The organism is Allorhizobium sp. DMC15 (assembly GCF_056314065.1).
In genome coordinates this window covers 699,703-711,673 of the sequence record NZ_JBQUZB010000002.1, presented here as the reverse complement: position 1 = coordinate 711,673, position 11,971 = coordinate 699,703, and the positions used below count along the sequence as shown (strand labels likewise).

9 protein-coding genes and 1 tRNA gene are annotated in these 11,971 nt (G+C 61.9%); 2 read left to right on the top strand and 8 right to left on the bottom strand.

From position 1 onward, the window contains the following. Positions 1–185: 185 nt before the first annotated feature. The 5 genes from ACT53S_RS12020 to ACT53S_RS12000 form a co-directional block, all read right to left on the bottom strand. Positions 186–1,415 (bottom strand): VWA domain-containing protein, encoded by a 1,230-nt coding sequence (locus tag ACT53S_RS12020; RefSeq protein ID WP_476067142.1) that lies wholly within the window; start codon positions 1,413–1,415, stop codon positions 186–188. A 96-nt stretch (positions 1,416–1,511) separates the two neighbouring features. Beyond that, positions 1,512–2,393, bottom strand: coding sequence for a transglutaminase family protein (locus tag ACT53S_RS12015; RefSeq protein ID WP_476067141.1), 882 nt, complete (start codon positions 2,391–2,393; stop codon positions 1,512–1,514). A gap of 4 nt (positions 2,394–2,397) precedes the next feature. Then, positions 2,398–4,812, bottom strand: a complete 2,415-nt coding sequence (locus tag ACT53S_RS12010) for a circularly permuted type 2 ATP-grasp protein (RefSeq protein WP_476067140.1) — start codon at positions 4,810–4,812, stop codon at positions 2,398–2,400. 3 nt (positions 4,813–4,815) lie between these two features. Further along, positions 4,816–8,142, bottom strand: coding sequence for a transglutaminase family protein (locus ACT53S_RS12005; protein WP_476067139.1), 3,327 nt, complete (start codon positions 8,140–8,142; stop codon positions 4,816–4,818). A gap of 133 nt (positions 8,143–8,275) precedes the next feature. Continuing rightward, complete coding sequence (locus ACT53S_RS12000; RefSeq protein WP_476067138.1) at positions 8,276–9,703, bottom strand: mannose-1-phosphate guanylyltransferase/mannose-6-phosphate isomerase; 1,428 nt, start codon at positions 9,701–9,703, stop codon at positions 8,276–8,278. A gap of 292 nt (positions 9,704–9,995) precedes the next feature. Here ACT53S_RS12000 and ACT53S_RS11995 point away from each other — a divergent pair, with 292 nt between their 5' ends. Both ACT53S_RS11995 and ACT53S_RS11990 read left to right on the top strand, forming a co-directional pair. After that, positions 9,996–10,694 carry a fumarylacetoacetate hydrolase family protein gene (locus ACT53S_RS11995; RefSeq protein ID WP_476067137.1) on the top strand — a complete coding sequence of 233 codons (699 nt, stop codon included), beginning with the start codon at positions 9,996–9,998 and terminating at the stop codon, positions 10,692–10,694. A gap of 250 nt (positions 10,695–10,944) precedes the next feature. Then, positions 10,945–11,121 carry a hypothetical protein gene (locus tag ACT53S_RS11990; RefSeq protein ID WP_476067136.1) on the top strand — a complete coding sequence of 59 codons (177 nt, stop codon included), beginning with the start codon at positions 10,945–10,947 and terminating at the stop codon, positions 11,119–11,121. Here ACT53S_RS11990 and ACT53S_RS11985 read toward each other — a convergent pair. The 3 genes from ACT53S_RS11985 to ACT53S_RS11975 form a co-directional block, all read right to left on the bottom strand. Beyond that, a complete protein-coding gene (locus ACT53S_RS11985) occupies positions 11,118–11,369 on the bottom strand; it encodes a BrnA antitoxin family protein (RefSeq protein ID WP_476067135.1) in 252 nt (83 codons plus the stop codon). The genes ACT53S_RS11990 and ACT53S_RS11985 overlap by 4 nt on opposite strands. Continuing rightward, complete coding sequence (locus tag ACT53S_RS11980) at positions 11,350–11,613, bottom strand: BrnT family toxin (RefSeq protein WP_476067134.1); 264 nt, start codon at positions 11,611–11,613, stop codon at positions 11,350–11,352. The genes ACT53S_RS11985 and ACT53S_RS11980 overlap by 20 nt, the downstream gene beginning before the upstream one ends. A gap of 200 nt (positions 11,614–11,813) precedes the next feature. Then, positions 11,814–11,888 (bottom strand) — tRNA-Val (locus ACT53S_RS11975). Positions 11,889–11,971 lie beyond the last annotated feature (83 nt).

Sequence of the window (11,971 nt, the reverse complement as noted above, 5' to 3'; positions counted from 1 at the left end):
CATCGATATGACACACATGCAACAGGCCCGTTGGCCGGCTGCGTGAAATTGTTCCGGATAGATTCAATCGTTTTAAGCCGCTGATTTGTCGATGATTGCCCTATTAGGGCTGAACGGCAATCGGCCGCACCCCGATGGGACACGGCCGATTGTATGCAAATTTCCGCAAACGCTTTGGAAGCGTGTCAGTTGGTCAGGCGTGTCGAGGCCTGGACTGCTTTGTCGCCAATTTCCTTGAAGGCCGCCACGAGTTCTGCGGCATTCTGCGCGTCATAATAGTTGGACGTGCTGGAGGCGCAGTATTTCAGCAGGGACTGGCCCTTGGACGGTGCCATGAAGGCGACGGTGAAGATCTGCACGCCGGCCTTCTTGGCGGTGTCGCAGGTGGCTTTGGTCTTCGTGTCGGCGCTTGAGTAGTTGTTGTCACCGTCGGTCATGAAGATGATGAACTTGCTCGGGACCTGGCCATTCTTGTTCTTGTGCGCGGTGTCTTCCGACGTTGCAGAGACGTCGCTGTAAGCCCGGGCCATGGCGTCAGAGGAATCCGTGCCACCGGTCGCGGTCAGGGCCTGGACATAAGTCAGCGCAGATGCCGTGCCCCATTGCAGGGTCGTCGGTTTCTGCATGGACGAATTGTAGGAGACCGCAGCGGTGCGGACATATTTGCTCTGCGGGTCGGCCGTGTTCAGCTGTGTCGTGAGGGACGCAACCGCGAGCTTCAGCGATTCGATCTTGGTGTAGTAGTTGGTTTGCTCGTAGCTGCAGGTCCTGGAGACCCAGTTCCGGCCCTGGTAGTAACCGCAGTCGTAGTAGACAGTCTCCTTGGGCTTGGCGTCGTTGACGGTGCTCGTGTCTTCTTCCATGGAGCCCGAACGGTCGAGAACCATGAACATCGACAGCGCATTCTTGCTTTCGGTCGTGCTCTGCGCACTCGCCGACACCGAGAGGGTTACGGTTTTCCAGCCGAGAAGGGCGGTCATGCCGTTGGTCTTCATCGTGTAGGAGCCGGTGAGCTGCACATCGAAGGTCTTGCCCCCAGTTGCGGTCGTGCGCTGGACGCTGGCGATTGCGGCCTTGTCGATATCGGCCGGCGCGGCGGCACCCGGATCGGTCGAGCTGTCTTCCTGGGGGACAATGTTGTAGAATTGCGAGGCCATGAACTCCTTGGCCAGCGCAATCGCTTCATCGTCGGAGACGTTCTTGACGGCCAGGGCGTTCGCCGCTGCCAGAACGGCCGAGTCAGCAGAATCTTGCAGCAGGGTCTTGATCTGGACCATGCGATTGAAATCGATCGCGACGCCGGCCGCCGCTGCCGTCACCGGGATCAGCAGAGCGGTGATCATGCCGAAATTGCCCGACCGGCAACCGATCAGGCGCGACAAAAGCGAGGAATGCTGTGTTTTGGTCCTAGTCATCATGTCCATCCAAACGCAGGCTATGGACGATTTATAGGGCCGGACCTGTTCCATTCGACTTAAAGGAAAAGGTAAAATTCGATGGAATGGTTGTGATTACTGTTTCACCGGGATGACATCGACGGACTGATCGGTCTTGTGACTGCCATAGCTCTTCAAAACGCCGATGACAGGCGCGACGTCGGAGTAGTCGCGGCCATAACCGACGACAATATGGTCGGTGCCGGCGGGAATGTTGTTGGTCGGATCGAGCTCGATCCAGCCGGTCAGCTTGCCGCACCAGACCCGCACCCAGGCATGCATGGCGTCTGCACCTTCAAGACGTTCCTTGCCCGGTGGCGGAATGGTCCGCAGGAAGCCACTGACATAGCCGGCGGGAATGCCCAGACTGCGCAGTGCCACGATCATCACATGAGAGAAGTCCTGACAGACGCCACGCTTCTTGGCGAAGGCTTCAGCGGGCGTTGAATCGACGGTCGTCGCTTCCGGGTCGTACTTGAAATCGCGGTAGATGCGGGTGCAAAGCTGCTCGGCGATCTGGCGCACGGTCATGCTCGGCTTCAGCTCCGTGCGGGCATAGGTGGCGATCTCGCGGTCCCGAGGCAGGCGCGGGCTGATGCCGAGAAAGTGGTGTGGCGATTCCGCGTCGAGCGTCCAGGTTTCCGCCAGTTCCTGCGGCAGCCGGTCGAGGATCGGCGAAAAGTCCGCCGGCACGGACACGGGCTGAACCATGACGCGGGCCTGCATGCGAATATCGAGCTTCTCATGCGGCGCGCGCAGGATTGCATGGCGGGTCGGATGGCGGAAGAAGTCGTCGAATGTAGCGAGTTCGTCGGGTTCCGGCGTTACGGTCACTGCGCCGGCGATCAGGCGCTGGCGGTCGGGCAGCGACAGAGGCAACAGGCGCAGCATGTGATGGGCGCCCGAGGCCGGGACCTCGTAGCGGTAACCGATGTGGAGCGAGAGATCGTACAGCATCAGGTCAATTCAGATAGGTGCGGGCGAGAATGTCGGAAAACTTCTCCAGCTCGCGCTCAAGGTTGATATAGACGTCGGCAGTCATCGCCTCAGGAGTCATCACGGCAAGACCCGAATGCAACCGCATGGCTTCGCGGAACAGCATGGACATCTGTCCGTTCACCATCGCGTTCGGCAACTGCTCGGCTTCGATGCGGATCTCGTTGAGCTGGAACAGGATCGAGCGCGGGTTAAGCGGATCAAGCGCCAGCAGGTCCGTGACAGTCAAGCGCGCCGTCGAGACGTTGTAGCGGCGACGATGGGTCATGACGTTGTCGCCGATCTCCAGCAGCATGTCGAGTGCGCCATCGGGCACATCCGGGCCGGTGAGGCGTCCGAGCAGGCGGGTCATGTGCAGGCCACGTTCGAGCAGACGACCGATCGTCAGGAAACGCCAGCCGGTGAAGCGGTACATGTTTTCATGCACCAGACCGGCGAAGCCCGCGAGCTTGCGCAGGAGGATCGTCATCGCATGGGCCGCGTCGTCGCCCGGTTTGACCCGCTCGTGGAACCGCTTGGCCGTCTTCGAGAGATCGTTCAGTGCCAGCCAGCCATCGGGCGAGAAGCGGTCGCGGATGTTGCTTGCGGAATAGACAGCGCTGTCGATGTTGCGCAACAGGCTCTCAGGCACCCCGGTCTTCGTGTCGACGTCGATGTCGGAGAGGTAATCGCTGACGAAGGCCAGAAGCGGCTGGTCCGGATTGGCGCTCTCGGCATAACGGGCGTGCCAGGCGCGCAGGATGCGCAACACCCCTTCGGCGCGCTCGATATAGCGGCCGAGCCAGAAGAGATTATCAGCGGCGCGGCTCGGCAGGCTGCCGGGCATGTTGCGGGTGAAGCTCTCTTCGGCGGGCAATAGCGAGGTACGATCAACCGGCTTGTCTGACACGATCCACACATCGGCAGCGCTGCCGCCGGATTGCATGGCGATCGCCGAGACGTCGGAGCCGCTGCCGATGCGGGCAAAGCCGCCCGGCATGATCTGCCAGCCGTTCTGGGTCCGGGCGGCAAAGACACGCAGCGACATGGGACGCGGTGTCAGCTTGCCGTCGATCATGGCCGGCGTGGTGGACAGTGTCACGACTTCCTGGCCGACGAGATTGCCGGTTTCCGCTTCCAGCCATTCCGAGATGCTGCGGCTCTGCGGGTCCTTGTAACGCGAGCCGAGGACCGAGCGCCCGTTGTCGTCGAAGAAGGGCAGGCGTGAGAAGGCCGAGCCCACAACCATACGGTCGAGATTGCGGGCGACATGCTCACGCTCAGCCTTCTGGCCGCACCACCAGGTGGCGATGGAGGGCAGCTTCAGTTCCTCGCCGAGCAGATGCCGCGAGAGCGTTGGCATGAAGGCCAGCAGTGCCCTGGTTTCGAGGATGCCCGACCCCAGCGCGTTGACGAAGGTGACGGAGCGGTTGCGCAGAGCGTCGACCATGCCGGGCGTGCCGATGTAGGAATTCTGGTCCAGCTCCAGCGGATCGGCGAATGCGGCATCGAGGCGGCGCCACAGCACGCTCACAGGTTTCAGGCCGGCGACGGTGCGAACCATGACCTTGCCATTGACGACCGTCAGGTCCTCGCCTTCCAGCAGCATGATGCCGAGATAACGGGCGATATAGGCATGCTCGAAATAGGTTTCGTTGGCAGGGCCCGGGGACAAAACGGCAATCCGGTCGTCGGCGCTCTGCTGGCGCCCTTGGAGCGCCTTGCGGAAGGCGCCGAAGAAGGAGGCGAGGCGGTGCACATGGGTTTCGGCATAGAGGTCGGAGAAGGCACGCGCGGTCGCGACGCGGTTTTCGAGCGCAAAGCCTGCGCCCGACGGGGCCTGGGTGCGATCCGCCAGCACCCACCAGTTCCCGTCGGGACCGCGGCCAATCTCGAACGAACAGAAGTGCAAATAGTGGCCGCCGGCGGGCTTGATACCGACGAGCGGACGCAGGAATTCCGGATTGGAGGCAATCAGCTGCGGCGGGAGGAAACCTTCCTGCACCAGCCGGTTTTCCGAGTAGATGTCGGAGACGATCGCCTCCAGGAGATCGGCGCGCTGCACGAGGCCGTTGGCCAGAACCTGCCATTCGGCTTCCGAGATCAGGACCGGGATATGCGAAAAGGGCCAGGCGCGCTCGCTCGATCCGCCTGCACCATAGGCTCTGTAGAACACGCCGGCATCGCGCAGATAGCGGTCAGCGCGGGCGAAACGTTCATCGAGTTCCCGCTCGTCCATCGTCTCGATGGCCGAGACGAAAGGTTGCCAGACAGGCCGCACCTTGCCCTGGGTATCGATCATTTCATCGGCCGCACCGGCGAGCGCGCGATAGCCGGCCAGGCGGGCCGTGCCATTCGCTGCCTCAGGCGGAGGAAGCTCCGCTGCCGTCTTCTGTGCCATCAATCAGATACCTTGCGGTCGTCTCAGGTCCAAAGTGTGCGGGAATTCCGGCGACACGGTCTCGGGCCAAAGGGGATAGGAGCCGGCTGTATGGCCCCATGGCTCGAAACGTGCAAGCCGACGGGCTTCCGCTTCATTCCCATTCACAGGGAAAGTATCGTAATTTCGGCCACCGGGATGGGCGACATGGTAGACGCAGCCTCCGATCGATCGGCCAGACCATGTATCATAAATGTCGAATGTTAGCGGTGTATTGACGGGCAGCATCGGATGCAGCCCGGAGGCTGGCTGCCAGGCTTTGTAGCGCACACCGGCGACGGCGACGCCGTTCACGTCGGTCTTTCGGAGTGGGACCGCGCGACCGTTGCAGGCAATCGTGTAACGGTCCGGATTGGCGGTCTCCAGCCTGACCTGCAGCCGCTCGACGGAGCTGTCGACGTAGCGCACCGTACCGCCGATCGCTCCTTGCTCGCCCATCACGTGCCAGGGTTCCAGCGCGCCGCGCAATTCGAGTTTCGATCCCTCGTAATCCACCTCGCCGAAGAAGGGGAAGCGGAATTCGAGCTGGGCGGCGAACCATTCCGGCTTGAAGTCGAAGCCGTTCTGACGCAGGTCGGCCAGCACTTCGAGGAAGTCCTGCCAGATGTAATGCGGCAGCATGAAGCGGTCGTGCAGACTGGTGCCCCAGCGGACGAAATTGCCGCCGATCGGGTTCTTCCAGAAGCGGGCGATCAGCGCACGGATCATCAGTTGCTGTGCGAGCGACATGCGGGCATTGGGCGGCATCTCGAAACCGCGGAATTCCACGAGGCCGAGACGTCCTGTCGGGCCATCGGGGGAAAAGAGCTTGTCGATGCAGATCTCGGAGCGATGCGTGTTGCCCGTCACGTCGACCAAGAGATTGCGGAAGAGGCGATCGACCATCCAGGGAAGGGGCGGCAGATGTCCCTGGTTCGGCAGAGGGATCTGCGCCATTGCGATCTCGAGCTCGTAGAGCGAGTCGTGGCGTGCCTCGTCGAAACGCGGGGCCTGGCTGGTCGGCCCGATGAAAAGGCCGGAGAACAGGTACGACAAAGACGGGTGGCGCTGCCAGTGCAGGACCAGGCTCTTCAGGAGATCCGGCCGGCGCAGGAAGGGGCTGTCGTTCGGGGTCGCTCCGCCGACCACCACGTGGTTGCCGCCGCCGGTGCCGCAATGGCGGCCGTCGATCATGAACTTGTCGGCGCCGAGGCGGCAGAGGCGGGCTTCCTCATAGATCGCCGTCGTGGTGGCAACGCAATCTTCCCAGTCATAGGCCGGGTGGATGTTGACCTCGATCACGCCCGGGTCCGGGGCAACGCGGATGACGTTCAGGCGCTCGTCGTGGGGCGGCGTGTAGCCTTCGATATGGACCGGCAGGTTCAGTGCTGCGGCTGCGCGTTCGGCCGAGGCGATCAGGTCGAGATAGTCTTCGAGTGCGGCCGTTGGTGGCATGAAGATGCAGAGCCGGCCGTCGCGAACTTCCACGGAGATGGCCGTCCGGACCCGTCCGCCGATCTCCTCATAGGACTGCCCGAGCAACTGCTGCTGGGCAATGTCGGCCTGGAAGGAGTGTTCGGGCATGACCCGGCCCTTCTCGGTCGAGAAGTCGGGCAGGGGCGGCTTCTCAATCGTCGGATCGACCGGGTTGATGTAGGGGTACCAAGAGGGCGAGATGTAGGGCAGCGAGTTCAGGGGCAGGCGGAAACCCACGGGGCTATCGCCCGGAACAAGATAGAGGCGGCCGCGGCGTGTGCTCCAGCGCTCCGACACCCAGGTGCGGCCAGAGACGCGGGACTGCCAGGCCTGGACGGGCAGGACATAACCAGCCGGGCTTGTCAGGCCGTTGGAGAAGACCTTGGCGATGCGGGTCCGTTCTTCCGGATCCTTGAGCTTCGAGTTCGAGGGATCGACATTTTCCGGGAGATTGGCTTCCTTGACGATCCATTCGGCCGGGTCCTCATAGGCCGGCATGACATTGTCCGTCGCGATATCGAGTTCGACGGCGATCGCCTGCAGAAGGCGAGCGGCGTCCTCGTGGCCCACCTTGTGGTCGCGGCTTTCCACCGCGATCAGGTCCGGATTGTTCCAGACCGGCTTATTGTCGCGACGCCAGTAGAGCGAGAAGGTCCAGCGGGGAAGGCTTTCTCCCGGATACCACTTGCCCTGGCCGTAATGCAGGAAGCCACCGGGGGCAAAGCGCTCACGCAGGCGGCGGATCAACTGGTCGGCCTTGTCGCGCTTTGTCGGGCCGACGGCGGCCGTATTCCATTCGTCGGACTGAAAGTCGTCGATCGAGACGAAGGTCGGCTCGCCGCCCATTGTGAGACGGACGTCATGGGCGCGCAGATCTGCATCGACCTTCAAGCCGAGCACATTCAGGGCTTCCCAACTCTCGTCGGAAAACGGCTTGGTGATGCGCGGATGTTCGGCAACCCGCTTCACCTGCATGTCGAAGGCAAAATCCGTCTTGGCCTCGCCGATATAACCGCCGGAAATCGGGGCGGCATTCCGGTAGTGCGGCGTGGCGGCGAGCGGAATATGGCTTTCTCCGGTCAAGAGGCCGGACGTCGGGTCGAGGCCGATCCAGCCGGCGCCGGGGATGTAGACTTCGGCCCAGGCGTGCAGATCGGTGAAATCCACCTCGGTGCCGGAGGGGCCGTCGAGCGCCTTCAGGTCCGGCGTCAGCTGGATCAGGTAACCGGAGACGAAGCGGGCGGCGAGGCCGAGATGACGCAGGATCTGGACGAGCAGCCAACTCGAATCGCGACAGGAACCACGCGCCGAGGTCAGCGTCTCCTCCGGCGTCTGCACACCCGGCTCCATGCGGATGACGTAGCCGATTTCCTGCTGCAGGCGCGCATTGAGGCCGACGACCATGTCGACGGTCCCTTGGCCGGGCGTCTTGTCCAGGGTGGCGAGAAAGGCTTGAAGTGCCGGAGAGGCCGCCTCCGGCGTCATGTAGATTGTCAGATCGTCGCGGATGTCGGCGGGATAATCGAAGGGCCATTTGACCGCTTCTTCCTCGGTGAAGAAGTCGAAGGGATTGTAGACCGTCATGTCGGCGACGAGGTCGACCTCGATCTTCAGTTCCGTGACGGGATCGGGGAAGACGAAGCGGGCGAGGTAGTTGCCGTAAGGGTCCTGCTGGAGATTGACGAAGTGGTTTTCCGGCGTGACCTTGAGCGCGTGTGAAATGACTTTCGTGCGGGAATGGGCGGCGGGCTTCAGCCGGATGATCTGGGGCCCGAGGCGGACCGGATTGTCGTATTTGTAATGGGTAAGGTGATAGATGCTTGCCTTGATCGACATTCGTTACCGCTTCGCTGTTCGCCCATGCCGCTTTTTCCGGCTTGCATCGATCTTGTGCAATGCAGCGCCATAAAGCAAGCGGCCCGGAGAGCCGAAGCGTCCGGGCCGCACAAGTTCCGCAAATTGATATTCGTCAGCTGCGGCCGAATTCGTCGACGAGACGGATGATGTCGTCCTCGCCGAGATAGGAGCCGGTCTGCACCTCGATCACTTCGAGTTGGATCTTGCCGGGATTGGCGAGGCGGTGCACCGAGCCCTGGGGGATATAGATCGACTGGTTCTCGTGCAGGACGGTCACCTTGTCGTCGATTGTGACCTCTGCCGTGCCCCGCACGCAGACCCAGTGCTCGGCACGGTGATAATGCTTCTGCAGCGACAGCTTCTTTTCCGGATTGACGAAGAGCCGCTTCACCTGGAACCGGTCACCATTGAGCACGGAGGTGTAGCCGCCCCAGGGACGAAGCGCCGTCGGATGATTCTCGGTGAGACCGGCGGTTTCCTTGTCGGCGGCCAAGAGCTTGACGAGATTGCCGACATCCTGGCTGCGGTCGAGTCGGCCGACATAGACGGCATCTTCCGAGGCGATGACGGCAACACCGTCCATGCCTTGGACGGCAAGGTGGGCCTCGCGGGACATCACCAAAGAGTTCTTCGTGTCGGAGACGGTGGCATTGCCGTTGACGACATTGCCGTTTTCGTCGCCGCCGGCGAGCTTCCAGATGGCGTCCCAGCTGCCGAGGTCAGACCATGTGATGGCGGCAGGAACCACGGCGGCATTGGCCGTCTTTTCCATGACGGCGTAATCGATGGAAATGCTCGGCGCTTCGGCAAAGGTCTCGGTATCGAGGCGGGTGAAGTCGAGGTCACCCTGGGCCTTTTCGACGGATTTTTCGACGGCTGCCAGCACCTCCGGCGCAAGCGCCTTCAATTCCTCGATCATGCGCCCAGCGGAGAAGACGAACATCCCGGAGTTCCAGGCAAAGTTTCCGCTGTCCAGCATTTGCTGGGCAACGTCGGCGTTGGGTTTTTCAACGAAGCGCGAGACTTCGTGCACGCCGTTGCCGATTTCGGGGCCGATCTCGATATAGCCATAGCCGGTCGCCGGCTCCGTGGGCGTGATGCCGAAGGTGACGATCTTGCCGCTGCGGGCGGCGTCTGCCGCGCTCGCGACGCAGGCTCGATAAGTGTCGTCGACCGTGATCTCGTGATCGGATGGCAGGATCTGGATCAGTGCGTCGCGGCCATGGCGCTGGCTGACGATGACGGCGGCTGCGGCAACAGCTGCGGCCGTGTTGCGCGCTTCCGGCTCCAGCACGATGCCGTCGAGCTTCACGTCGAGTTCACGCGCCTGTTCTGCGACGAGGAAGCGGAAGTCTTCATTGGTGACGACGAGGGGCGCGTCATAGAGGGCCTCATCGGACACGCGCATCAAGGTCTTCTGCAGCAGCGTCTCGTCGCCGAGGAAGCGGATGAATTGCTTGGCGGCAGCGGCGCGCGAGAGTGGCCAGAGACGGGTTCCCTTGCCGCCGGCCATGATGACCGGCACGATCTTGGTGCTCATGTTTCTTGCCTTTCAATGTCTGGCCGGGGCGAGTGTCCCGGCCGAATTCGCTGTGCCTGCCTCTCCTGGCGTCTGTCGGACGTCATGCGGCAGACGGTCGACGCAATCCCAACGCGGGGGCGCGGATTTTGTTACATGTTTGGCCGATGGTTCCAAGTGTGGTCCTGGATCGTCCTTAATTTCGGCTGCTGACGCGTTGCTGCCCGTCGACCGATGTGCTCAAGTTCAGAAACCTCCTGCGTTGATGCGCGGAGGTCGTTGTTCGTTCTGACATAGGAAAGTCGCAGCCCTTATGCCCACCGCTCCCCTTTTTGATGTTCCCGTCGCACCGCTTCTGCCTGTCGAGGGCGTGTCTGCCGGCTTTCCCGTGCATCGGGTCTTCTGCGTCGGGCGCAACTACGCCGCCCATGCCGCGGAGATGGGCAATACCATCGACCGGGCGGCCCCTTTCTATTTCACCAAGCCGCCGACGGGGCTGGTGCTGAGCGGCGGCACGATGACCTATCCGCCCGGCACCGAGGACTGCCACCACGAGATCGAACTGGTGATCGCAATCGGCGCGCCGGCGTTCCGGATTACGGTAGAGGAGGCGGCAGGTGTCATTTTCGGGTACGCCGTCGGCCTCGACATGACCCGGCGCGACCTGCAGCAGGCGGCCAAGGACAAGCAGCGCCCCTGGGACATGGGCAAGTCCTTCGAGGATTCGGCGGGGATCGGGCCGATCAAACGGGCGTCCGATTTCGTGCCGGGTCGTCAGCGGATCGAGCTCACTGTGAATGATGCTGTCCGCCAGGAGGGGGAGCTCTCCGAGATGGTCTGGTCCGTACCCGAGATCATCAGCCACCTGTCGCGCTACTATCACCTCACACCCGGCGACCTGATCTACACCGGCACGCCCTCGGGCGTTGGTCCGGTCCTGCCGGGCGACCGGCTGGTCGGCAGCGTCGAGGGGCTTTCGCCACTGACCGTGGCCATCGGTCCGGCGGCCTGAGGTGGAGGCTTCGCAGAGCGTTGCCGGTCCCGCACTGGTCGAGGGCCGAAGCTGCGGCACCTGTTCGCTCTGCTGCATCCTTCCTGACATCGATGAGTTCGATAAGGTGGCCAACGAGCCCTGTCGCCACTGTCTGACTGGTGGTGGCTGTGCTGCCTATGCTGCCAGGCCCGCCACCTGTCGCGACTTCTATTGTCTGTGGCGGACGGATGCATCGCTTGGGCCTGAGTGGGAGCCTTCTGTCAGTGGCATGATGCTTTACGCGCAGGGGCCACAGCTGACGGTGCTGGTCGAACCTGAACGTCCCGAAGACTGGCGGCGGGCGCCGTATCTCGGGGAATTGGAGGCGAAGGCACGGGCGCTGAAAGCGGATGGAGGGTATGTGGTGGTGTATGTGGGGGATGCGGTGACGGTGGTGGGCGCCTAGAGGCCCGCCGCCTTCTTCAGGATTTCGTCGATCCGGCTTTGCCAGCCCGGTCCGGTTGATCGAAAATGCTCGACGACTTCCGGGGAGAGACGAAGCGAGACAGGAACTTTTGTCGGGGCCTTCTGGATGCCCCGTGTACGCGGAAAGAAGACGCGCAGTTCTTCGGGCATTTCGGACGCAGGAAGGGCGCGGGCAAAATCTACCGATGTCCATTCGGGATTTTCGAGATCATCGTCTGGCTTCGACATAACGCTCAAGCTCCTTCTTATGGGCGCGCCGCAAGCTGATCGCCCTCACATGCCCGTCACGATAAGTGAAAGCGAGACAGTGCGGCAGCTCGTCGATCAGGCCCCACGCCCGATAGCGGATTTCTCCATAGGCATTTCTATCGTCTTCCAGAAGGGCGAGGATATCGAGATCGTGCGCCCGTTCGAGCGAGATCCCGTGTTTTCGCCTATTGGCTTCATCCTTGGACAGATCATACTCGATCATCATCAAATTGTATATACGATTTGAACTTTAGACGGAGTTCCATCATTGGTCGCAGAGATTAATCGCGCAACTAAAATTGAATCGCGCTGCGGCCTTTGATGTCGAGGTGATTCGAAGAGGACCTTGGCGCCAGAAGGCTTGGTTTCACCCCGAATCAAAAAGGGCTCGCCGTTTCCGGCAAGCCCTTGAAAGAATTCGAATGGTGGGCGTGACAGGGATTGAACCTGTGACCCCTACGATGTCAACGTAGTGCTCTCCCGCTGAGCTACACGCCCATCCGATGAGCGGCTTAAGACCACAAAACCTGATCGCCCGTCAATAGGCATTTTGCAGTTTTGTGAAGAGATTTTTTCAATCC

Excerpts from the sequence above, each read along its gene's own strand:
- ACT53S_RS11980 (WP_476067134.1), bottom strand. The coding sequence starts at position 11,613 with ATGATCGAGTATGATCTGTCCAAGGATGAAGCCAATAGGCGAAAACAC.
- ACT53S_RS12000 (WP_476067138.1), bottom strand. The coding sequence starts at position 9,703 with ATGAGCACCAAGATCGTGCCGGTCATCATGGCCGGCGGCAAGGGAACC.
- ACT53S_RS11990 (WP_476067136.1), top strand. The coding sequence starts at position 10,945 with ATGATGCTTTACGCGCAGGGGCCACAGCTGACGGTGCTGGTCGAACCT.
- ACT53S_RS12015 (WP_476067141.1), bottom strand. The coding sequence starts at position 2,393 with ATGCTGTACGATCTCTCGCTCCACATCGGTTACCGCTACGAGGTCCCG.
- ACT53S_RS12010 (WP_476067140.1), bottom strand. The coding sequence starts at position 4,812 with ATGGCACAGAAGACGGCAGCGGAGCTTCCTCCGCCTGAGGCAGCGAAT.
- ACT53S_RS12020 (WP_476067142.1), bottom strand. The coding sequence starts at position 1,415 with ATGACTAGGACCAAAACACAGCATTCCTCGCTTTTGTCGCGCCTGATC.
- ACT53S_RS12005 (WP_476067139.1), bottom strand. The coding sequence starts at position 8,142 with ATGTCGATCAAGGCAAGCATCTATCACCTTACCCATTACAAATACGAC.
- ACT53S_RS11985 (WP_476067135.1), bottom strand. The coding sequence starts at position 11,369 with ATGTCGAAGCCAGACGATGATCTCGAAAATCCCGAATGGACATCGGTA.
- ACT53S_RS11995 (WP_476067137.1), top strand. The coding sequence starts at position 9,996 with ATGCCCACCGCTCCCCTTTTTGATGTTCCCGTCGCACCGCTTCTGCCT.